At 38.8% G+C, this 17,096-nt stretch carries 40 protein-coding genes and 1 pseudogene; 38 read left to right on the top strand and 3 right to left on the bottom strand.

The window, feature by feature from the left end; translation table 11 throughout:
* On the bottom strand, nt 1–816 hold an 816-nt coding region (locus B4W83_RS10950), incomplete at its 3' end, for a S24 family peptidase (RefSeq protein ID WP_083022290.1).
* A gap of 165 nt (nt 817–981) precedes the next feature.
* Between B4W83_RS10950 and B4W83_RS13725 the strand changes: the two genes are divergently transcribed.
* The 6 genes from B4W83_RS13725 (at nt 982) to B4W83_RS13030 (ending at nt 2,382) form a co-directional block, all read left to right on the top strand.
* Nucleotides 982–1,107, top strand: a complete 126-nt coding sequence (locus B4W83_RS13725; RefSeq protein WP_007284831.1) for a hypothetical protein — start codon at nt 982–984, stop codon at nt 1,105–1,107.
* 180 nt (nt 1,108–1,287) lie between these two features.
* Complete coding sequence (locus tag B4W83_RS10945) at nt 1,288–1,497, top strand: helix-turn-helix transcriptional regulator (RefSeq protein ID WP_001166514.1); 210 nt, start codon at nt 1,288–1,290, stop codon at nt 1,495–1,497.
* A 116-nt stretch (nt 1,498–1,613) separates the two neighbouring features.
* Nucleotides 1,614–1,799: a helix-turn-helix domain-containing protein gene (locus tag B4W83_RS10940; protein WP_000274131.1), complete on the top strand. Its 186-nt coding sequence runs from the start codon at nt 1,614–1,616 to the stop codon at nt 1,797–1,799.
* An 11-nt stretch (nt 1,800–1,810) separates the two neighbouring features.
* Entirely contained in the window at nt 1,811–2,008 is a 198-nt protein-coding gene (locus B4W83_RS10935; protein ID WP_001057655.1) for a hypothetical protein, read from the top strand.
* A 9-nt stretch (nt 2,009–2,017) separates the two neighbouring features.
* Complete coding sequence (locus B4W83_RS10930; protein WP_000451679.1) at nt 2,018–2,209, top strand: hypothetical protein; 192 nt, start codon at nt 2,018–2,020, stop codon at nt 2,207–2,209.
* A gap of 32 nt (nt 2,210–2,241) precedes the next feature.
* Complete coding sequence (locus B4W83_RS13030) at nt 2,242–2,382, top strand: hypothetical protein (RefSeq protein WP_000993373.1); 141 nt, start codon at nt 2,242–2,244, stop codon at nt 2,380–2,382.
* A 25-nt stretch (nt 2,383–2,407) separates the two neighbouring features.
* Here B4W83_RS13030 and B4W83_RS10925 read toward each other — a convergent pair whose 3' ends face one another.
* Nucleotides 2,408–2,938 carry a hypothetical protein gene (locus B4W83_RS10925; RefSeq protein WP_001135684.1) on the bottom strand — a complete coding sequence of 177 codons (531 nt, stop codon included), beginning with the start codon at nt 2,936–2,938 and terminating at the stop codon, nt 2,408–2,410.
* Between the two features lie 65 nt (nt 2,939–3,003).
* Between B4W83_RS10925 and B4W83_RS13025 the strand changes: the two genes are divergently transcribed.
* Genes B4W83_RS13025 through B4W83_RS10915 form a run of 3 tightly spaced genes read left to right on the top strand, consistent with a single transcriptional unit; the run spans nt 3,004 to nt 4,214 of the window.
* Nucleotides 3,004–3,156 (top strand): hypothetical protein, encoded by a 153-nt coding sequence (locus tag B4W83_RS13025; protein WP_001284373.1) that lies wholly within the window; start codon nt 3,004–3,006, stop codon nt 3,154–3,156.
* Between the two features lie 39 nt (nt 3,157–3,195).
* On the top strand, nt 3,196–3,456 hold the full coding sequence (locus B4W83_RS10920) for a hypothetical protein (RefSeq protein WP_000097022.1): 261 nt from the start codon (nt 3,196–3,198) through the stop codon (nt 3,454–3,456).
* A gap of 47 nt (nt 3,457–3,503) precedes the next feature.
* Nucleotides 3,504–4,214 carry an ORF6C domain-containing protein gene (locus B4W83_RS10915; RefSeq protein WP_001002355.1) on the top strand — a complete coding sequence of 237 codons (711 nt, stop codon included), beginning with the start codon at nt 3,504–3,506 and terminating at the stop codon, nt 4,212–4,214.
* Between the two features lie 218 nt (nt 4,215–4,432).
* On the opposite strand, the gene B4W83_RS10910 is transcribed toward B4W83_RS10915, so the two are convergent.
* The gene (locus tag B4W83_RS10910) at nt 4,433–4,657 is read right to left on the bottom strand and encodes a hypothetical protein (RefSeq protein WP_000040988.1); all 225 of its coding nucleotides are present in this window, start codon (nt 4,655–4,657) and stop codon (nt 4,433–4,435) included.
* Nucleotides 4,658–4,773: 116 nt separating this feature from the next.
* Between B4W83_RS10910 and B4W83_RS13020 the strand changes: the two genes are divergently transcribed.
* The 29 genes and pseudogenes from B4W83_RS13020 to B4W83_RS10775 all read left to right on the top strand — a co-directional run bounded on the left by B4W83_RS13020 (nt 4,774) and on the right by B4W83_RS10775 (nt 17,074).
* Complete coding sequence (locus B4W83_RS13020; protein ID WP_000389586.1) at nt 4,774–4,917, top strand: hypothetical protein; 144 nt, start codon at nt 4,774–4,776, stop codon at nt 4,915–4,917.
* A gap of 104 nt (nt 4,918–5,021) precedes the next feature.
* Entirely contained in the window at nt 5,022–5,312 is a 291-nt protein-coding gene (locus B4W83_RS10905) for a hypothetical protein (RefSeq protein WP_000398533.1), read from the top strand.
* An 11-nt stretch (nt 5,313–5,323) separates the two neighbouring features.
* Complete coding sequence (locus B4W83_RS10900; protein ID WP_001060361.1) at nt 5,324–6,046, top strand: hypothetical protein; 723 nt, start codon at nt 5,324–5,326, stop codon at nt 6,044–6,046.
* Between the two features lie 10 nt (nt 6,047–6,056).
* Nucleotides 6,057–6,377 (top strand): hypothetical protein, encoded by a 321-nt coding sequence (locus tag B4W83_RS10895; protein ID WP_000462819.1) that lies wholly within the window; start codon nt 6,057–6,059, stop codon nt 6,375–6,377.
* Nucleotides 6,378–6,392: 15 nt separating this feature from the next.
* The gene (locus tag B4W83_RS10890; RefSeq protein WP_000391808.1) at nt 6,393–6,689 is read left to right on the top strand and encodes a hypothetical protein; all 297 of its coding nucleotides are present in this window, start codon (nt 6,393–6,395) and stop codon (nt 6,687–6,689) included.
* Nucleotides 6,682–7,491, top strand: coding sequence for a phage replisome organizer N-terminal domain-containing protein (locus tag B4W83_RS10885; protein ID WP_001289773.1), 810 nt, complete (start codon nt 6,682–6,684; stop codon nt 7,489–7,491). Before B4W83_RS10890 ends, B4W83_RS10885 begins: the two co-directional genes overlap by 8 nt.
* On the top strand, nt 7,479–7,637 hold the full coding sequence (locus B4W83_RS13015) for a hypothetical protein (RefSeq protein ID WP_000511763.1): 159 nt from the start codon (nt 7,479–7,481) through the stop codon (nt 7,635–7,637). The genes B4W83_RS10885 and B4W83_RS13015 overlap by 13 nt, the downstream gene beginning before the upstream one ends.
* Nucleotides 7,631–8,401 (top strand): ATP-binding protein, encoded by a 771-nt coding sequence (locus B4W83_RS10880; RefSeq protein WP_000228206.1) that lies wholly within the window; start codon nt 7,631–7,633, stop codon nt 8,399–8,401. The genes B4W83_RS13015 and B4W83_RS10880 overlap by 7 nt, the downstream gene beginning before the upstream one ends.
* A gap of 14 nt (nt 8,402–8,415) precedes the next feature.
* On the top strand, nt 8,416–8,610 hold the full coding sequence (locus B4W83_RS10875; protein ID WP_000470341.1) for a hypothetical protein: 195 nt from the start codon (nt 8,416–8,418) through the stop codon (nt 8,608–8,610).
* Nucleotides 8,610–8,838, top strand: a pseudogene (locus B4W83_RS13845) (hypothetical protein). Before B4W83_RS10875 ends, B4W83_RS13845 begins: the two are co-directional and overlap by 1 nt.
* Nucleotides 8,839–8,924: 86 nt before the next feature.
* Nucleotides 8,925–9,320 (top strand): single-stranded DNA-binding protein, encoded by a 396-nt coding sequence (ssb, locus tag B4W83_RS10865; RefSeq protein ID WP_000609557.1) that lies wholly within the window; start codon nt 8,925–8,927, stop codon nt 9,318–9,320.
* Between the two features lie 15 nt (nt 9,321–9,335).
* Nucleotides 9,336–9,503, top strand: coding sequence for a hypothetical protein (locus tag B4W83_RS13010; protein WP_000233205.1), 168 nt, complete (start codon nt 9,336–9,338; stop codon nt 9,501–9,503).
* The gene (locus tag B4W83_RS10855; RefSeq protein WP_001105094.1) at nt 9,490–9,681 is read left to right on the top strand and encodes a hypothetical protein; all 192 of its coding nucleotides are present in this window, start codon (nt 9,490–9,492) and stop codon (nt 9,679–9,681) included. The genes B4W83_RS13010 and B4W83_RS10855 overlap by 14 nt, the downstream gene beginning before the upstream one ends.
* A complete protein-coding gene (locus B4W83_RS10850) occupies nt 9,671–10,003 on the top strand; it encodes a hypothetical protein (RefSeq protein ID WP_050261587.1) in 333 nt (110 codons plus the stop codon). Before B4W83_RS10855 ends, B4W83_RS10850 begins: the two co-directional genes overlap by 11 nt.
* On the top strand, nt 9,975–10,292 hold the full coding sequence (locus B4W83_RS10845; protein ID WP_000969624.1) for a hypothetical protein: 318 nt from the start codon (nt 9,975–9,977) through the stop codon (nt 10,290–10,292). Before B4W83_RS10850 ends, B4W83_RS10845 begins: the two co-directional genes overlap by 29 nt.
* Before the next feature lies 1 nt (nt 10,293).
* Entirely contained in the window at nt 10,294–10,839 is a 546-nt protein-coding gene (locus B4W83_RS10840; protein WP_001041169.1) for a DUF1642 domain-containing protein, read from the top strand.
* A complete protein-coding gene (locus B4W83_RS10835; RefSeq protein ID WP_000584495.1) occupies nt 10,839–11,096 on the top strand; it encodes a hypothetical protein in 258 nt (85 codons plus the stop codon). Before B4W83_RS10840 ends, B4W83_RS10835 begins: the two co-directional genes overlap by 1 nt.
* Nucleotides 11,096–11,290, top strand: coding sequence for a hypothetical protein (locus B4W83_RS10830; protein ID WP_000724358.1), 195 nt, complete (start codon nt 11,096–11,098; stop codon nt 11,288–11,290). The genes B4W83_RS10835 and B4W83_RS10830 overlap by 1 nt, the downstream gene beginning before the upstream one ends.
* Nucleotides 11,287–11,547 (top strand): DUF1372 family protein, encoded by a 261-nt coding sequence (locus tag B4W83_RS10825; RefSeq protein WP_000819333.1) that lies wholly within the window; start codon nt 11,287–11,289, stop codon nt 11,545–11,547. The genes B4W83_RS10830 and B4W83_RS10825 overlap by 4 nt, the downstream gene beginning before the upstream one ends.
* Before the next feature lie 38 nt (nt 11,548–11,585).
* Complete coding sequence (locus tag B4W83_RS10820; RefSeq protein ID WP_246863837.1) at nt 11,586–11,951, top strand: YopX family protein; 366 nt, start codon at nt 11,586–11,588, stop codon at nt 11,949–11,951.
* Nucleotides 11,944–12,123, top strand: coding sequence for a hypothetical protein (locus B4W83_RS10815; protein ID WP_001113499.1), 180 nt, complete (start codon nt 11,944–11,946; stop codon nt 12,121–12,123). Before B4W83_RS10820 ends, B4W83_RS10815 begins: the two co-directional genes overlap by 8 nt.
* On the top strand, nt 12,110–12,622 hold the full coding sequence (locus B4W83_RS10810; protein WP_007284829.1) for a GcrA cell cycle regulator domain protein: 513 nt from the start codon (nt 12,110–12,112) through the stop codon (nt 12,620–12,622). The genes B4W83_RS10815 and B4W83_RS10810 overlap by 14 nt, the downstream gene beginning before the upstream one ends.
* 107 nt (nt 12,623–12,729) lie before the next feature.
* A complete protein-coding gene (locus tag B4W83_RS10805; protein WP_001007110.1) occupies nt 12,730–12,909 on the top strand; it encodes a hypothetical protein in 180 nt (59 codons plus the stop codon).
* The gene (locus tag B4W83_RS10800) at nt 12,896–13,129 is read left to right on the top strand and encodes a helix-turn-helix domain-containing protein (RefSeq protein WP_226373500.1); all 234 of its coding nucleotides are present in this window, start codon (nt 12,896–12,898) and stop codon (nt 13,127–13,129) included. Before B4W83_RS10805 ends, B4W83_RS10800 begins: the two co-directional genes overlap by 14 nt.
* 70 nt (nt 13,130–13,199) lie before the next feature.
* Nucleotides 13,200–13,628 (top strand): ArpU family phage packaging/lysis transcriptional regulator, encoded by a 429-nt coding sequence (locus B4W83_RS10795; protein ID WP_001165368.1) that lies wholly within the window; start codon nt 13,200–13,202, stop codon nt 13,626–13,628.
* 299 nt (nt 13,629–13,927) lie between these two features.
* Complete coding sequence (locus tag B4W83_RS10790) at nt 13,928–14,470, top strand: site-specific integrase (protein ID WP_001028145.1); 543 nt, start codon at nt 13,928–13,930, stop codon at nt 14,468–14,470.
* A 213-nt stretch (nt 14,471–14,683) separates the two neighbouring features.
* Complete coding sequence (locus B4W83_RS10785) at nt 14,684–14,980, top strand: HNH endonuclease (protein WP_000573817.1); 297 nt, start codon at nt 14,684–14,686, stop codon at nt 14,978–14,980.
* Between the two features lie 118 nt (nt 14,981–15,098).
* Nucleotides 15,099–15,437: a hypothetical protein gene (locus B4W83_RS10780; protein WP_000393459.1), complete on the top strand. Its 339-nt coding sequence runs from the start codon at nt 15,099–15,101 to the stop codon at nt 15,435–15,437.
* Nucleotides 15,434–17,074, top strand: coding sequence for a terminase TerL endonuclease subunit (locus tag B4W83_RS10775; RefSeq protein WP_000623342.1), 1,641 nt, complete (start codon nt 15,434–15,436; stop codon nt 17,072–17,074). Before B4W83_RS10780 ends, B4W83_RS10775 begins: the two co-directional genes overlap by 4 nt.
* Nucleotides 17,075–17,096: the final 22 nt, after the last annotated feature.

Genomic DNA, 17,096 nt, shown 5'->3' with positions numbered 1-17,096 from the left:
TTCCCCTCTATACACCCCGACAACTGCATAAATCTTGATGTGTGTGTCTTCGGCTGGTGGGAAGTCTAGGGTGATGTCTTCGTACTTGTCATTGAGTGATACGAGGCGTAAGCGTCCGTTTTCGGTATAGATCTTTTTGAAGTAAGAACGGTCTCCGTATGCGATAACTGCCAAATCTCCGTTGTAGGTGGTCAGTCCTTTGTCTACTAAATAGAGAATGTCTCCGTCTTGGTAGTCAGGCTGCATGGAGTCTCCGCTGACCTTAGTCGCAATATCGTGACGTGGTGGTTGCTCGTCAACCTCTATAGTCTCTCTGTCTGTATCGTCGTACCCAAATCCATAGTTAAATCCAGAAGCTGCTGCCGTCTCAGATACTACCTCAACTTGGTACAAGTCGATAACTTTCTCCGATACTTCGTTTATCTTCGTTTCTTCTTCGTTTTGCTCTGTGTACATCTCGCCGTTTGCGTCTTGACTCTTCAGAAGCTCCTCAGAAGTCCGTAGGACGATTTTTTTATTATCTGGGGTTAATTGTACCAACTTATCATTTATCTGCTGTGTGAGCGAATCTGGGGACGCTGTGGGGGTGTCTGCTTTACGAATAGGTGGAAATAAATCGTCAATAGTTACGCTGAGAGCAGAGGATATTTTAAACAAAGTATTCTTTTTAGGAGTACGGAAACCTTTTTCATAGTTTGCTATAGTTGTATCACCCATATCCACTAAAGTAGCTAATTCTTTTTGCGTCAATCCGCGCTGTAATCGATATTCTTTTATTTTTGTTCCGATGTATATAGCTAATTCTTTGTCAGTCATATATTTCTCCTGAGTGTTTTATTAAGTAGATTATAACAAAATATTCACGGAAAGAAAAGTTTTTTTGTTTTTTCGCAAAAAAACTATTGACACTTCACGAAAAGTGAGGTATAATTAAATCATGGTTGAGGTAATCAATCAAATAAATACAGGAGGAAAAGAGATATGCGGAGACGCAAAAAGCCTGAAAAGGCAACAAAAAAAGAGCCATGGCTTGACGGTCCTAAGGCTCTGGTTATCTCAACAGTGATTACAGCCAGTGTTGAGTTAATCAAACACTTCTTGAAATAGAAGTGGGGTGAGCGGGGCGAAAGCCCCAAAGCTCACTATTAGTATAGCATATCTCGAAAGATTTGTCATGAAAGACAAGAAGAAATTTTGGAATGTGGTCTGCTGGATGCTAACCGGTTTTATCTGGGTGTACTTCATCTGGAAATGGTTTTTTTAAAATGAATAGGAGGTGATTATGGTTTGCAAATTCTTTTATATAAACTGAGGAAGGAAAAGAATATTTCTCAGAAAGAAATGGCAGATGTTATTGGAAAAAGCGAGAATAGCTATCGCAACAAAGAATTAGGTAAACAAGATTTTAAACTGAGTGAAATGTTCAAAATCGCCCATTATTTCGGTAAAGAATTGGGCGATATATTCACACCCCAGACTTCACGAAAAGTGAAATAAAACACCTAATATCAAAGAAGGTCAAACTTTTTCAAAATCGATAGAATAATTCTATCAAAACTGTTGACAAGTACCAACAGTTTTGAAAAGACCTATTAGTAGAAAGGAAAAAGTCAATGTATGGAGCGAAAATGAGGGAGCTGAGAATGGCTCAAAAGCTGGGCTTGCGTGAGCTTGCCAAGCGAACCTTGATAGACTACACGACCTTGTCACGGATCGAGAACGACTTGAAAGCAGTGACGCTGTCGCAGGCGGTGGTCATCGCTAAGGCGCTAGGGTGTAGGGTAGAAGATATGTTGTAGGAGGAAATACTATGAACAACGCAGCGCAAAAAGTAACACGGATTGACAGAGATGCCTGGGAGATCGCTACGGAGCTGGCGAACGAATACGGAGTATCTATTTGTCACATCATCAGCGAGAGCGTCCGCTACTGTGCAGAGAATGCCGAATTTAAGGAGATGGACGTTGTCGTTAAACGATTGGTAGTCGGCAGTAAGGTGCTGGAGTAGGAGGGGAAGATGGAAGTTTTTCTTTATGTGGTCATTGTATCAGCTATTACTTCATTTTTGGTGACGGTAATGCTATTGCGAGGATATTCGAATAGATTGACCGAAATGCTTGAGAATTTTTTTGACAATGAATTGCAAGCACGAAAAGAGATACAAAAACTTACTTTAGATACAATGGATAGAATTGCTAACAAAAAATAGAACAAAAAAATTCACTAATAGGAGGGGAAGAGATGAATGCAAATGTAAATGTATTTTATGAATTAACTTGTAAAGACTTGAACGAAGCGATTGACGCAAAAAATAAAATCATCGCCAATACACTTGACGATGAAACTGTTGAGATAAAAATTGAATTCTTACGTGATGTTTGAACTGTAAAATCGCTCGGAGATGGTTCTATCGTAGATCGCGTAATAGAGCCATGGTCGATTGTCTGATAGCTGTAGCTGGAGAATCGCTTTTATTGCTCTCGTTTACAGTGTAGAACATTGCAGATGCCAATGTAGCATCAAGTACAAACTTGTTTATATATTTGTGTTTCTTGCTATCGGAGTAAGTAATTGTCAGTGTAATTCGACCTTTATAATCTGGGTCTATTGATGATGTAAATTTTTGTCCTGGGGCAATCATATTTCCGATAAGTGAGTTGAAGCGGTGTACAGAATTCAATGGATCCAATTCGCCATCTATCTGAATATTATCTATATATGCTGGAGTTTGGCCAAAGTTTTTAAAAACAAAGGTACGTTGTTGATTTTTAACTGCATAGACATCTACATAAACATTAATATAAGGCTTTGCCATATCCTCTGTAGCTTTCTTTGTTTGCCAGAGTGAAATGGTATTAAAAACAAAACCGATAACTGCAATTATTACTGTGATATAGAGTGTCCAAATCTGGACATTATCATTGGTGATTTGTGGCATTAGATCACTTCCTTTCTGCTTTTATTATAGCAAAAAGGAGAGAAAAATAGAAAGGAGAGGAAGAGATGGCAAATAAGGAATTTAAAAATAGTTACATCGATAGAAAAAAATTAAGTAGTAGTCTTAAAACACTGATGACTCAACAAGCTATTGAAAGAGCAGAGCTTGCTGAGTCTCAGCGTAAGGAACTTGAAAAATTTCTCAAGGACCTGCTTTAATTATAGCAAAATGGGGAGAACAATAGGAAGGAAAGAGATATGAGCAGCCTATCAAAAAATTTACTACCAATTCAAAATTTAGAAATTAAGATAGATAGCGACTCTAGTATTCCACGAGTTATTTTGAACGGGATTGATTTTCAAGCAGAAGATATTGGTCTTCAAGGTATCAAGATAATTTGGGAAACAAAGACAGATGAAGTGCCAGAGACACTTATTCAGGTTGATTATATAAATAACCGTGAAGCGCCTCATATAGTATCTGTCAAACAGTCGTTTAAAAATACTTTACTTAAATAGCTCTGGCGAGTTTTATTTTCATTATACCAAATTTAGAAAGGAACTTTATGAACGAAATTTTTAATTTTCACGGGCAGGAAGTCCGTACTTTGACAATTGATGACGAGCCTTGGTTTGTCGGGAAGGATGTTGCAGACATCCTAGGATATAGCAAGGCTAGAAATGCGATTGCTCTTCACGTTGATGAAGAGGACGCCCTAAAACAGGGCATCCCTACTAGTGGTGGAACACAGGATATGTTGATCATCAACGAATCTGGTCTCTACTCTCTTATCTTATCCAGCAAGTTGCCTCAAGCTAAGGAGTTCAAGCGCTGGGTGACATCAGAGGTCTTGCCAGCTATTCGTAAGCAGGGCGGATTTATTCGCGAGGATTTGGACGAGGATGCTTTTATCGCTCTCTTCACTGGCCAGAAGAAATTGCGTGAGCAACAGACGACCATGCTGGAGGATATTGACTACCTCAAGAGTGAGCAACCGATTCATCCAAGCTATGCTCAGTCGCTCCTGAAGAAGCGTAAGGCTAGGGTTGTGGCTTGCCTGGGTGGCATTGATAGCCCAGCTTATGCGGATAAGATTTTTGCTCAGTCGGTATTTAGACAAGCTGAGATTGACTTTAAAGACCACTTCAACATTAGTCGCTATGACTTGCTACCCAAGAAGCATGCGGATGCCGCTCTAGCTTACTGGATGACGTGGGAGCCAAGCACCAATACCAAGATGAAAATCATGGAACTGAACGCATTTAGTCAAGCGTAGGGAGGGAAAGAAAATGAGACCAAGACGATATCCGTATAGTGGGAAAAGAAAAAAGCAATCTGATAGACAGATTGCTAAGTTAAAAAGAGATATTGATGTAAATCGTACAAATATATCATCTTTAAAATTCGTTATAGAAACTTTAAGTAACCATCAGATTGCTAAGTTAAAAAGAGATATTGATGTAAATCGTACAAATATATCATCTTTAAAATTCGTTATAGAAACTTTAAGTAACCATCAGAATTATCGATAACTTGATAACCTTGAGCAGTTGCTTCTTCGATAATTTCAGTTTTAGACATTTCAAAATCAGATAACTGAATTACTGCGCTAGGTTTATCAGTAGTCGACTCTGAAAAATTAGATAATAGAATATTATCGAGATTTTCCCAGGTTAGTTTCTTAACAACGTGGTTTGGCTTATGGCTAAGCTTACTCATTTTTTGAACCTCCTTTCTGTTAAATTTTTGACTAAAACGGGAGAGATATTAGTCAAGAGTATTATAGCAATTTAGGAGGATATTACATCAGTCTCAAGACCGATATAGGAGGTTGAATGGAAGATAAAATTATCGAACTTGCTGATTACTTCATCAGCGAATCTACAACGTACAGAGAAGCTAAAATAGCGTGTGAGAAGCTATTTAGACAAGTCAGCCATGAGATAGAACTCAGAGCGCTGGAAAGTAAAACAGTTTGACAACAACGCAAAAAAGCACCTGACGGCAATCAGGCGCATACTAAAACAATTTAAACCATTATATCACAAAAATGCTTGCCCGCATAGTTGAGAGGATGTAGAAAATGGAAGGTATAACGTTACAATTACGATTAGACGGCGAAAGTGCTGAATTGTTCACAAATCAATTATTGGCTTTTGCTGAAAAGCAGGTCAAGGAGCAATTAGAGAATGATCGCATGCCAATCAATCAACAGGCTTTGATGGAGAAGTTTGGCTTCACTCATAGCTATATTAAGAAGTTAGAACGTAAAGGATTGAGATTTCGTAAGCAAGGGAAATATATTATGTACGATATTAATGATGTTTATGAGATTTTGGAATTAGAGAAAGAAGTACGAAAATTAAGAGCATAAGGAGAGAGAAGATGAATAATAAAAAAGCATACAAACATAAGATGAAAAAAGAGAATAGACCAGGTTTGCGAAATTTCTTTGAAAGATATGAGCACGAAGATGAAAATCTTAAAAAAATTGTACAAGATTTATCCAACGAGAAATTTAATCCACTTGACAAACCAAATGATTACAACGGTTCATTTGGTCATGATTTTATGTCGATAATGTGGGCAACTTTGCTTATTGATATTTTAAAAAATCTTAGAAAAGAAGTTTCGTCTTCTGCCAGTGATTTAGATTTAAAACTTGGATTTACTAAAGGATATCCGATGGCTAGTATTGTAAATACTCAGACAAAACCAACCAAAAAGAATGTAAAAATACTTAGCAAAATATTTGATAGAATGCATATTCTGTTTCCTGAAGAAACAAAACGAGCAAGAGAAAGAGAAAGCTTAGATAAATACATTGATGTGAATGAAATTTTACAGAGAACATTGTTACTTCATGGATTTAATGAATCCGCTAACGCTCTCAAAAATTATGAGAACGAAATCGATTCAGAACTAGAATCCGATGAACAAACAGAGACTGATAATAGAATTATGTCTAACATCTACGAACTAGTTATAAGTGATACCATTATTCAGTTTAACGAAGATGACACAGTGCTTAGTGTATTGAAGAAAATAAAAGAACAGACAAATTTGAAGTTTGAAGTTTTTGAAACACTGAAAGAAAAAGTTATTTAGGAGATTAAAAATGTTTGAACCACCGATTTTAGACCAGCTTATGGGTGTTGGAGCTTTGCTGATTGGATTTGCAGGGGCTTGCCGTCATATCAAATTGCAGGAACAACGCAAGGAAGAAGAAAGACGAGAAGAGCAAGAATTTGCGTCTATGATTATCCAAGTGCGTAATCATGCATATGAACGTGGTAGAGAGGACAAATGGCAAGAAATTCGCAAGAATATCCGTAGAGAGTTCAAAGGATTCACATATGACAACGAACCGCCTGTAGGCTTGCGTCCTGAGCCGTTAGCTTTGCCAGAACCTAAACAGTCTGCAATCAGACTTTTGTAATGATGAGGTCAGGAAATGGAAGAATTGATTGAATCGCTGGATAACCTGATTATGATTGTTAAAGAACTGGAAGGAAGGGAATCAACTTCAAGACATTTTATTACGACATGGGAAAACGATTATAAAAATCTATTACTAGTCAAAGAATACCTAACAGACTATAAAAAACTAGCTAAGGACTATCGTGATGTGGAGCTTAAAAATAAGCTGCTAAAGATTGAAAAAATGGAGCTGGAAGGCAGGTACATCTATGAGGATATGCGAATGAAGTATCGCGCTAACCGTAGGAAGTGGGGTGCTAGGTATGTCTGAAATTAAGTGGATAAAAATCACAACCGATATTTTTGACGATGAAAAGATTTGCCTGATTGATGCCTTGCCTGATCCTGATGCCATCTTAGTGATATGGTTCAAGATTTTGACACTTGCTGGAAAACATAACAGTAATGGTTTGTTGATGATGACTGATAAGGTTCACTATACAGATGAAATGTTAGCTACTATTTTTCGTAGACCATTGAATACAGTAAGAATGGCTATTGGAGTTTTTGAACAGTTTGGGATGATTGAGATTATCGATGGTATTATTAGCTTGCCAAATTGGGAAAAACATCAAAACGTTGACGGAATGGAGAAAATAAAGGAACAGACACGCAACCGTGTAGCCAAATACCGTAAAAAACAGAAAAATCTTGCTCTTGGTAACGTTACAGGTAACGTTACAGTAACGGACGGTAACGCACTAGAAGAAGATAAAGATAAGAATAAGAATAGATTAGATAAAGATAAGAATAAGAAAAGAATAACTACTACTACTAGTAGTGGTGGTCAAGAAAATATCTTAGAACTTTTTCAATCTGAATTTCGTAGGCTCTTATCTGGATTTGAAATTGAAGAAATCAACCATCTCCTAAATGAGAATGATGTGGATTTGGTGAAGGAAGCATTGAAGACTGCTATTAACTCAGGAAAGCCGAACATCAAATATATTGGTGGGATTTTAAGAAATTGGCAGATGAACAATGTTACCACTGTTGAACAGGTTCGTCAATCAGAGAAAAAGAATAAGGATAAGAAAGAAGAACAGGAGGCCAAGGACGAATGGGGATACTAGAACTAATTGAACAATTCGAGATTGACTATTATCCGTTAAGCTACGAGAAGAAAACTCTTTTAGCAGACCAACCAATTCATCAAGTGGTTGCATGCTTGTCTGAAATGGCTAGCTGGCATGAATGTGGAGGTCGTCTGTCATGGTAGACAATGTGTTTGAGGAGATTGCCTTATCTTATCACAGGAATACAGAACAACAAGATGAGTTTTGCGAAAAGCATAACATTCCTTTGATAAAGATATTGCGGACTGAGAGTGTTGTATGCCGCATGTGTGAATCTGAGCGGATCCATGAGGAGAATCAAGCAAGAGTGAATGAACTGGCCGACGCTGAGAATGAGCGAGAGAGGAAATACTATCTTGAGAAGTTTTCTCTTTATGATGAGGTTTTGAAAAATGCGACTTTGGACAACTTTGAGACACCCACTGAAAAAGAAGCGGAAAAGCTAGCTTTTGCAAAGAGGATTTGTCGTGAGTGGTCTGAGGGGGCTAGGAACAACATCGTGTTACAAGGAGAAGCTGGAACTGGTAAGAGCCATTTGGCCTTTGCGATGGTTAAGGCTCTATCTGAGTACACGAAAGAGATTGCGATTTTTATCAATGTGACGGACTTGTTGATGAAGATTAAAGCTGATTTTAGTCAGGAAGAGTTTCTGGTCAATAAAATTGCCAGTGCCAAGTTTTTGGTCTTGGATGATTTGGGCATGGAAAAGGATAGTGAGTGGTCGTTTACTATTCTCTACAATATCCTGAATAAGCGTTCAAATACAATTATTACCACCAATTTGATTTCTGCTGATATTCAGAAAAGATATGGCAGACCCTTTATGTCCAGACTGATGAAGGGTGTGGATAAAGACCATTTGATGGTTTTCAACGACTTGACAAACAAGCGGAAGCACTATTTTTAGAATGGAGGTGGCTGATGTTTATTTTAAGACATGGAACAAGAGAGGATAAGCCCTTTCTGAAATCCGTGGTTATCGGAGTGACCGGCTTGGACATTTCATATTCTGAGGAGAAGAAAGCCATGCAGTTTGTTTCTCGTGGGGTAGCCGTACAGGTTGGAAAGGCTTTGAGGGGTTCCTTTGGGAACTTTTACCCTGTTGAGGTGGAGTGATGTTAGAGCTTTACTTCGTCTACAACGGGCACTGCAAGTTTTACCTTGGGACGTTTGACAATGTCGATGATCTCATTGAGCAAATGGAAGATCATCAGTGGGCTTTCTCGGCTATCACTCAGCCAAGGTTTCAGAAGCACATTGGTCAGCGGACGACACGGTTTGACTATGGTGCGAAGGATTGTTACTATTTAGCAACTTTTTTCAGGAGGAGAAGAAAATGATTGAATTTATTAAAGAATTTGGAATAACTTTTCTGTGCTTTTTTATCGGTTACTCAGTTGTGGAATGTGCGACAGGAAAGGAAAAGAAAGATGATTAATAATGTTACGTTAGTGGGGCGCTTGACGAAAGACCCTGAATTAAAATATACGCCGTCGAATGTGGCGGTTGCTACCTTTACGCTGGCGGTCAATCGGAATTTCAAGGGAGCTAACGGCGAGCGAGAGGCGGACTTCATCAACTGTATGATGTGGCGCAAGCAGGCGGAGCTATTCGCAGAATGGTGTAAGAAGGGCAATCTGGTCGGTGTGACGGGTCGCATTCAGACAAGGAACTACGAGAATCAGGAAGGGCGCAGGGTCTATCTGACTGAGGTGGTCGCAGATGGTTTTGAGCGACTTGAAAAGCGTGATGATACTGCTAACCGTTCGAACATTGAGGAACAAATGCCAGGATACGCCCTTGAGGAAGATGATTTTCCGTTTTAGTGGGAGGTAAGAAATATGGTTGGAGTAACCTATCAGGAAATTCATCTCTTTGTTGAGTTTTTGAAAAAGCAGTATGGGCAAGGGCGTCCAGACTATATTGAAGCCCTGAACGACTTAGACGGTATGGCGGAAGTCTCCTATAGAGAAGCTATTGAAAGATTTTTAGACGATGAATTACGATAAACAGGTAGTAATCGAAGGACTGAAACGCACAATTGAGCAAAATGAAGAGAAGATAATCGAGTATTCGAAACCGTGCGATGCACGCAAGAGACGGATTAGAGCGCTGGAGCGCGATTTGTTGAAGAAAAAGAATAAAGAATTGAGGAAAAAAGTGGAGGAGTTGGAAGATGAAATATAAAGTGACAGAATACCATTCAGATTTTCAAGAAGAACAGACTGGCACTTGCGAATTGTGTTTTGGTACAGCGTGGGTTGAAAATGGTTCAATAACGGTTGAAGATGAAAATGGAACTGAAACAGAAATTTATTTAACTGTTTGGGATTGGGGCGATTACGACACAATCTACATTGATAATGTGGTTAACTTCTCAGCTTGGTTGCAAGAAAGAGAGGTTGACCCAATCGTTGAAGAAACCGAACCTTGGTCGTGGTTGCATGAATTGGTAGAAAAATATAATGAGGAGTTGGAAGATGATGGAAGATTTAAAGCAAAAAGTTAATGCAGTATACAACTGGACGGTAGAAGACGGGAAGGCCAAACCTCCCAAGCAAGATTTACCACAAGCAGTGAAAGACCGGGTGGACTATTTTTGGGAAATGGCAGAAGATGGTATGACATTTATGGGAGCGATGGAATGCATCTTCGCTGATGAAAAGCCTACCGACTATGATTTGGGAGCTACTAAGGGTTGGTTGCCAAAATCTAAGGAGTTTGATGATTGGGTTGGCTATTCGCCAAGCATGGCTCAGGTAGTTATTGCAGTTTATTTGATTTATAGAGGAAACTAAGATGAATAAGCAGGAATTGATTAATGTCCCACGGATTTTGTTCCCTATCGGAACAGAGATTTTAATAAAAGGGAAGATAGTTGGCTTAAAGGTGCTTGCTGACAGGTTTGTTGAGAATATTGTTAAACTCGATTACGGCGAACAAATTATTGCTCCAAACGATGCGATTTATGTCAAGGACGAACCGCAACCAGTCAAAGTTCCGCAGTTTGTGGCTGAATTTATCACAGAACAGAAAAAACTGGGGCATACACTGTCCTACTCAATAGACGCAAGCATGTCTGACATAGTAGCAGAATGGTACTGGGATAATTCCGAACTCTTCGCACTCGCTTGGATTTTCGGCTACGAGGTCGAGAAAGAGAAGCGGTATATTGTTAGTCTAAAGAATGGACAACCTTTGACTAAAACGCAATCAGGGAAGGCTCTTTATTTTAACCAAAATATAATTACTGGAAATTATAAATTCACCCGCAAAGAACTAGAAGAAGCTGGTTTCGGCTGGGTGTTCGATTGTCCAGGGATTGAGATTGAGGAGGTTGAGTGATGATTATCAAGAATTACAAATATGATTTTTCGAGTGGCAGAATACGCTACACAATTGATGTAGATGGCTATGAAACAGCTATGGAACATACAAAGACAGAATACGGAAGTGTCCAAAGAAATGATATTGATGATTTCTTGCTTTCAGTCGAGAATAACGACTTTCAAGAAGCTGAAATGGTTGAAGAATTTGTTGATTTTCAAAGCCATTTGCTTATGTATGGAATTGATTTTGAATTGAGAAATGGGGTGGAGTGATGAAGAAAATAACGTTTATCATAGGGTTAGGAGGCGAGCAAATAGAATTCAAAACAGATAGAGATGATTTTATCAATGAATTAAAATTTCGTTATGAAAACAAGCAACTTCTTGAAATCAATCTTGGTCCTGAGATTGTGTTGCTCAATCCCAGCAAGATCTTATTTGTTAAAATCAAGGAGGTAACAGATTGAAACGATTCATAGCTATCTGGATTCTGGTATCTGCTGGACTAAACATCTGGCAGATGGACAGGATTGCAGAACTAGAAAAGAAAAAGCCGATGGTTATCTACAAGGCGGATAACGCAGGTGCTGAGATTTTTGGTAAGGTCGTCGAGAAAGGACGACATGGAAAATTATACACGCTTACGATTAGTGATTACGGTGTGTTCGTGGTTACGAAGGACGTGTATGAGAAAGTGAAAGTTGGGGATGAGGTGATGTTATGATACCAAAATTTAGAGCGTGGGATAGACTGCGAAAAGAAATGAATTACAAAGTCATGGTAGGCAGTTGTGACACAGATGATGAAAACTGGACTTGTCCCATCATTTGGATTGAAGATAGAAAAAAGTGGTTACATTTTGATGATTATGACTCTATCATGCAATCAACAGGACTCAAAGATAAGAACGGCAAGGAAATCTTTGAGGGGGATGTTCTTGAAATTGAAGATGAAGGAGAAGTCCTTGGGAATGCAAAATTGACTTGGGATAATGAGCAAGCTGTCTTTATGATAGAAGCAGTAAGTGTAGATGATATTGCGCCCTTTCATGAAATTCTTAGCGATGAAAGTTACTCTTATAGAGTCGTTGGCAACGTCTACGAAAACAAGGAGTTACTAGATGCCTGACGTAGAATGGATTATGGAGAATTGCCATATGATGCGTGACAATGGTATCTGGGCAGGAGAGAAGCAGATTTCCTACGCTAGTCCAGATGGGCAATATACGTATTACGTAAACAAGCGTAAAGATGGCACTTATTATTTACATGGAGCGTATAAACATTATGGCAGGACGTAGATGGACAGAAGATGAGGTTGATTATATTTTACTAGCCCACAACGATAATGAAAGTACGGTTGAAGAGGTCGCTGATTTTTTAGGTCGTACAGTTAGTTCTGTCCGATGTAAGTCTGAGATAATCAACAAAGGAAAAGGTCAGTTTACAAAACGCCATTGGCAGGATGAAGAAATAAGAATTTTACGGCGCTATTATCAAAAAGTTCAAGATTTAAACCAGCTAGCTAAAATATTAAATAGAAGTTTAGACGCAGTGATTATAAAAGCGAACAGGCTCGGACTGCCTCGCAGAAAAAAGAAATGGGATATTTCAAAATACGATATAGAAACACTTGGAAAAATGGGCATGAGCTGTAGACAAATAGCATGCCAATTAGACAGACCACTTCGTCTGATTAGAGCGGTGGTTTATCATTATAAAATACCTGTCGGAAAAGAAGAAATTCAACAGCATCCTTGGAGTTTTGACAATGATATGATTTTTATGAGGAGGACTTAACATGACAGACAACATAAACAAACCAAGCCACTACCAAGGTGCAAACGGTCTGGAAGACCTGAAGAAAGCCAGAAAGAACCTTGACTGGCTTATCGAGGAGATGGAGCATGAATGAGTACGCATTATATCAAGGTGAAACGTTCGTGACGATAGGAACGCTTGAGGAAATCAGCAAAGAAACAGGAATTGCCGAGAGGATGTTGAAGTATTACACTTTTGCATCTACACAAAAACGCCATCCGAATGGTAGGGCAGTCATAAAGATTGAGGTGGATGATGAAGGATAAATTAAATCCAAGACAAGCAAGTAGGTTTGCTTTCTTGCTAAAGCAAAAACGTAAGGAAAGGAAGTTGTCACAAGAAAAGTTAGCAGCTAAACTAGGCTATAGTCGCTACCTGATTGCTAAATGGGAGAAGGAGGAAAGTGTACCGAATATTTATAATGTAGAAGATATCTGTACTTACTTTGCTTTTCCTGCTGATATTATTCTCGGGAGTAGGGCATGAAAAAAGCCAGCACAGCTGACTCCTCATGGTATGGTTTCGCATAACTATTATATCATGAGGAGGAGTTCGTGTGCAAATAGAGTTATTGGATATTATCGATGAAAAGAAGACAAGAAAGGAAGCTATCAAAGTCCTTAAAAAATACAGTCGTCTGAGACGGATAGCTGGAGAAGAATACGCCCCCAAAATAACAATATCCTACTCACTTGAACCAAGGTCATCAAGTGGTCAGACAAGCAAGCAGGTAGAAAGCATGGTCTTGCGTAGAGTATCAGCTCAGCAGGACCTGGAACTCATCGCTAAAGCAATCAACAATCTTTCCGATATGGAATATACACGTATCCTAATCGAACGATATTGCAGGAAGAAAAGGAGGGAAGACTACAGCATCTACTCAGAACTAGGCTACTCATCTAGTGAGTATTATCGGATATTAAACAAAGCTCTATTAGAGTTTGCAGAGTCCTATCAAGCAAGCAACCTTTTGGTTTACAAGTGATTTCTGGGAAAATCTTGGGAAAAATCTGGGAAAATCTTGGGAGAATTGGAACGAAAAAAGGTGCTAAAATAGTATTATCCAATGATTGGGTAACGAACAGTCATGAGGACTCCTAAAAATACAGAGGTTTCGGCCTCTTAGACAGTAAGGACAGGTTAGCAGGTTGTTTGGGTCTCCTTGAAACTTTTACCAAGCGTGCGTTTTACTGCTAGACCAGCTGGTTCAATTCCAGCTACTGTCATATTCAATGCCACGACCAGTGGCTTTTTTTGATTATTTGAAAGGTGGTGATACTTGTTTTGAATATTGTAGAACCAATCAGGGATAAAGATGATATACAGGCTATGAAAGATTATCTGAGAGAATGGAATGAGCGTAATTATATTTTATTTCTTTTTGGTATCAATTCAGGTTTGCGAGTTGGTGACATTTTAAAAATTCGAGTAAAGGATGTTCAAGGTTGGTATATCAAACTGAAAGAACAAAAGACTGGGAAGAAGAAAAAGATTAAAATGACTAAAACTCTCAAACGTGAGGTTAGAGAGTATATACAAAATAAACCTCATCATCATTTTTTATTTCAAAGTAGAGTCGGAAAAAATAAACCACTTGATCGTAGGACTGTGGATTGGATTTTAAAAGTTGCTGCATCTGAGTGTGGTATTGAAAATATAGGAACTCATTCAATGAGGAAGACATTTGGATATCATTATTATAAAAAGACAAAAGATATAGCAATGTTGATGAGTTTGTTTAATCATTCATCACCAGCTATTACCTTAAGATATATAGGTATTCGTCAAGATCAACAGGACAAAGCGATGTCAAATTTTGGATTGTAGTTAACCAATTAGACATAACGAGTCAAACGCTAATTCATTTAGTGGATTACTGTATATCCTTATTGTGTCAGGCTTTTTGGCGACTGTTTGAATTAGACAGAATATAAGATATGTCTAATTGAACGCTAGAAAATATAGAGTAACAGCAATTTAAAATAAGTATCTTTAAGATAATTATTGACGAAAGATGTAATGGACAAAGAATATTAAACAATGATTGAAGTTTCAACTCGAGAAGAACGAAACCAGTTTTACAATTCCAGCGAGTGGAGAACGATAAGAAGGCAAGCACTTAAACGAGATCATTACGAATGTGTATGGTGCAGGGATGAAGGCAAGGTCACGACTACTAATTTAGAAGTTGACCATATCAAGGAGCTAGAGTTCTATCCAGAGTTCGCGCTTGATATCGATAACCTACGAACATTGTGCAAGGCATGTCATAATAAAAGGCATGATCGTTTTGATAAGAATGACAGAAATTTCCGAAAAGATGAATGGTGGGGTTAGGTGAACGAATCTTAAACACCCCCCGGTCAAAAAAATCGGAAATTTTCAAAGATGTCGGTAAGCGGTCTGCACTCGACTGTCCAAATTTTTAACAAAAAATTAAAGGGGGTGGGGGGTAATGGAAGAATACTCGGAAAAAAATATAAAAGAATTAGAAAATCAGCTACTTTCTAAAATTGGCTATTTCAGTCCTAGAAAAAAGGATGCGATTCAGTATGAAAAAGTCAATCGCTATCTTTATCTTGTCCGGCTGCTTTATGAGCTGAAAGCTAAACTTCATGAAGACGGACTGGTCATCACTGTTCACAATGGACAACAAAGATTCCAAAAAGCGAATTCTCTCATCAAGGAAATCAACACAACCAGTAATCAGCTTTTGGCTATTGAGCGGTCGTTTGATTTTGATGTTGAAAATTCTCCTGTCGAGAAAGCTACGTCTGGAAGTGATCTGTTATGATTTCTCATCCGCTGGTTGATGACTACATCAAAATGGCTGAGAATGGAGAAGTTGTTGTCAACAAGGAAAGGAAGTTGCTGTTTAAAATCATCAAGGAGAAAATCTATCCTCGTGATGATTTGTATTTTGATAATGACTTGATTGATAAGTTCATTCGGTTTGCGGAAAAGAATTTTTTCCCTCTGGCTAAGTATCAACTTTTCTTGACACCGTTCATTTTTCTTTTTCGGAAGGTAGACGAGGAACCACACTTTGACGAGTATCTATACACACTTGCTCGTGGGGGTGGTAAGAATGGTTTTATGTCAGCAAGGTCATCGTTTTTTATCAGCCCTATCTACCCTATCAGAGATTACGATGTGACTATCACTGCTAACTCTGAGAAACAGGGTAAGGTTTCGTTTGAGGAAGTTTATGAGACTATCCAAAGGCGTGGTCTTGAGGACCATTTCTATCTGACTAAAATGTCTATCACAGGTCGAGCGAACAACTCGGTCTTTTCTTTTCGGACGAATAATCCGAAGACTATGGACTCTGCTCGTGATGGTTGTCTTGAGTTTGATGAGATTCACCAGTTTGAAGATGATAAGGCCGTGAAGGTTCAACGGTCAGGTCTCGGTAAGATTGCTCATGCTCGGACTTTCTACAACGGTACGAATGGGTATGTGCGCGAGGGGTTCTATGACAAGCTGATAGAGAAGTCTATGCAAATCTTGAATGGAGAGGTTGATGATTTCAGACTCTTCCCTTTTATCTGCAAGCTTGATAGTGCGGATGAGGTGGATGACATGAAGAATTGGCCGAAAGCAAATCCGATGTTGGATGAAAGCACGCCTTACGCTAAGAGGTTGCTTGCTAGAACTAAGGCTGACTATGATGACCTTGAGCTGGAGCCGTCTGGTCGTCAGGAGTTCATGACTAAACGGATGAATCTTCCTGAAGCAGACCTTGAGAAAGATGTGACGACTCGTGAAAGATTACTTGCTTGTTTACGTTCGCCTGGTATTGACTTGTTGGGTAAGTCCTGTGTCGCAGGATTTGACTATGCTAGCATTCGAGATTTTGCGAGTGTTGGTTTGTTGTTTAAGAACGGAGATGAGTTTATCTGGAAACAACATTCATTTGCTCGTAAAGCATTTTTGAAAGCTTTTAAACTTAAAGCTCCTATTCAGGAATGGGCAGATAGAGGCTTATTTACAATTGTGGACGGCCCTAGTATTGACCCTCGTTTATTGGTCGAAAAATTGAATGAATGGAGTAAGTTTTATCAGATTGAGCTTGTATGTGCAGATGGTTTCAGAATGGACTTGTTAAAACCTCTTTTGGAAGAGGCTGGTTTTGAATATGAGTTCTTGAGAAATCCTGGGGCGATTCAATCCAAGGTTGCGCCAATCATCGAAGATGGATTTGCCAATGAACGTTTTGTCTTTGAGAATGATAATTCTATGATTTGGTATACGGATAATACCTACGTCAAAGAGGACAAGGATGGCAATAAGCGTTTCTTGAAGAAAGAGCCCGTCAGAAGAAAGACGGATGGTTTCCATGCCTTGATTGCTGCTCTATACAAACGTGAGCTTGTACATGAGTCGAACGTTGGGGAATTCCTCGATATGTTAGAGGATTGGGAGTTTTAATCTAAGAATAAATTTTGGGTGG

The organism is Streptococcus pseudopneumoniae ATCC BAA-960 = CCUG 49455 (assembly GCF_002087075.1).
GTDB classification, from domain to species: domain Bacteria; phylum Bacillota; class Bacilli; order Lactobacillales; family Streptococcaceae; genus Streptococcus; species Streptococcus pseudopneumoniae.
This window is presented reverse-complemented; position numbering and strand designations above follow the sequence as displayed.

Bases quoted from the DNA above. Each gene is read 5' to 3' on its own strand.
- B4W83_RS10880 (WP_000228206.1), top strand. From the start codon at position 7,631: ATGGTAGACAATGTGTTTGAGGAGATTGCCTTATCTTATCACAGGAAT.
- B4W83_RS13010 (WP_000233205.1), top strand. From the start codon at position 9,336: ATGGTTGGAGTAACCTATCAGGAAATTCATCTCTTTGTTGAGTTTTTG.
- B4W83_RS10845 (WP_000969624.1), top strand. From the start codon at position 9,975: ATGATGGAAGATTTAAAGCAAAAAGTTAATGCAGTATACAACTGGACG.
- B4W83_RS10805 (WP_001007110.1), top strand. From the start codon at position 12,730: ATGAATGAGTACGCATTATATCAAGGTGAAACGTTCGTGACGATAGGA.
- B4W83_RS10885 (WP_001289773.1), top strand. From the start codon at position 6,682: ATGTCTGAAATTAAGTGGATAAAAATCACAACCGATATTTTTGACGAT.
- B4W83_RS10875 (WP_000470341.1), top strand. From the start codon at position 8,416: ATGTTTATTTTAAGACATGGAACAAGAGAGGATAAGCCCTTTCTGAAA.
- B4W83_RS10900 (WP_001060361.1), top strand. From the start codon at position 5,324: ATGAATAATAAAAAAGCATACAAACATAAGATGAAAAAAGAGAATAGA.
- B4W83_RS10925 (WP_001135684.1), bottom strand. From the start codon at position 2,938: ATGCCACAAATCACCAATGATAATGTCCAGATTTGGACACTCTATATC.
- B4W83_RS10840 (WP_001041169.1), top strand. From the start codon at position 10,294: ATGAATAAGCAGGAATTGATTAATGTCCCACGGATTTTGTTCCCTATC.
- B4W83_RS10835 (WP_000584495.1), top strand. From the start codon at position 10,839: ATGATTATCAAGAATTACAAATATGATTTTTCGAGTGGCAGAATACGC.
- B4W83_RS10800 (WP_226373500.1), top strand. From the start codon at position 12,896: ATGATGAAGGATAAATTAAATCCAAGACAAGCAAGTAGGTTTGCTTTC.
- B4W83_RS10920 (WP_000097022.1), top strand. From the start codon at position 3,196: ATGAGCAGCCTATCAAAAAATTTACTACCAATTCAAAATTTAGAAATT.
- B4W83_RS10895 (WP_000462819.1), top strand. From the start codon at position 6,057: ATGTTTGAACCACCGATTTTAGACCAGCTTATGGGTGTTGGAGCTTTG.
- B4W83_RS10815 (WP_001113499.1), top strand. From the start codon at position 11,944: ATGCCTGACGTAGAATGGATTATGGAGAATTGCCATATGATGCGTGAC.
- B4W83_RS10890 (WP_000391808.1), top strand. From the start codon at position 6,393: ATGGAAGAATTGATTGAATCGCTGGATAACCTGATTATGATTGTTAAA.
- B4W83_RS10850 (WP_050261587.1), top strand. From the start codon at position 9,671: ATGAAATATAAAGTGACAGAATACCATTCAGATTTTCAAGAAGAACAG.
- B4W83_RS10830 (WP_000724358.1), top strand. From the start codon at position 11,096: ATGAAGAAAATAACGTTTATCATAGGGTTAGGAGGCGAGCAAATAGAA.
- B4W83_RS10940 (WP_000274131.1), top strand. From the start codon at position 1,614: ATGTATGGAGCGAAAATGAGGGAGCTGAGAATGGCTCAAAAGCTGGGC.
- B4W83_RS10910 (WP_000040988.1), bottom strand. From the start codon at position 4,657: ATGAGTAAGCTTAGCCATAAGCCAAACCACGTTGTTAAGAAACTAACC.
- B4W83_RS10855 (WP_001105094.1), top strand. From the start codon at position 9,490: ATGAATTACGATAAACAGGTAGTAATCGAAGGACTGAAACGCACAATT.
- ssb (WP_000609557.1), top strand. From the start codon at position 8,925: ATGATTAATAATGTTACGTTAGTGGGGCGCTTGACGAAAGACCCTGAA.
- B4W83_RS13015 (WP_000511763.1), top strand. From the start codon at position 7,479: ATGGGGATACTAGAACTAATTGAACAATTCGAGATTGACTATTATCCG.
- B4W83_RS10915 (WP_001002355.1), top strand. From the start codon at position 3,504: ATGAACGAAATTTTTAATTTTCACGGGCAGGAAGTCCGTACTTTGACA.
- B4W83_RS13725 (WP_007284831.1), top strand. From the start codon at position 982: ATGCGGAGACGCAAAAAGCCTGAAAAGGCAACAAAAAAAGAGCCATGG.
- B4W83_RS10785 (WP_000573817.1), top strand. From the start codon at position 14,684: ATGATTGAAGTTTCAACTCGAGAAGAACGAAACCAGTTTTACAATTCC.
- B4W83_RS10905 (WP_000398533.1), top strand. From the start codon at position 5,022: ATGGAAGGTATAACGTTACAATTACGATTAGACGGCGAAAGTGCTGAA.
- B4W83_RS10935 (WP_001057655.1), top strand. From the start codon at position 1,811: ATGAACAACGCAGCGCAAAAAGTAACACGGATTGACAGAGATGCCTGG.
- B4W83_RS13020 (WP_000389586.1), top strand. From the start codon at position 4,774: ATGGAAGATAAAATTATCGAACTTGCTGATTACTTCATCAGCGAATCT.
- B4W83_RS10930 (WP_000451679.1), top strand. From the start codon at position 2,018: ATGGAAGTTTTTCTTTATGTGGTCATTGTATCAGCTATTACTTCATTT.
- B4W83_RS10780 (WP_000393459.1), top strand. From the start codon at position 15,099: ATGGAAGAATACTCGGAAAAAAATATAAAAGAATTAGAAAATCAGCTA.
- B4W83_RS13025 (WP_001284373.1), top strand. From the start codon at position 3,004: ATGGCAAATAAGGAATTTAAAAATAGTTACATCGATAGAAAAAAATTA.
- B4W83_RS10820 (WP_246863837.1), top strand. From the start codon at position 11,586: ATGAATTACAAAGTCATGGTAGGCAGTTGTGACACAGATGATGAAAAC.
- B4W83_RS10775 (WP_000623342.1), top strand. From the start codon at position 15,434: ATGATTTCTCATCCGCTGGTTGATGACTACATCAAAATGGCTGAGAAT.
- B4W83_RS10810 (WP_007284829.1), top strand. From the start codon at position 12,110: ATGGCAGGACGTAGATGGACAGAAGATGAGGTTGATTATATTTTACTA.
- B4W83_RS13030 (WP_000993373.1), top strand. From the start codon at position 2,242: ATGAATGCAAATGTAAATGTATTTTATGAATTAACTTGTAAAGACTTG.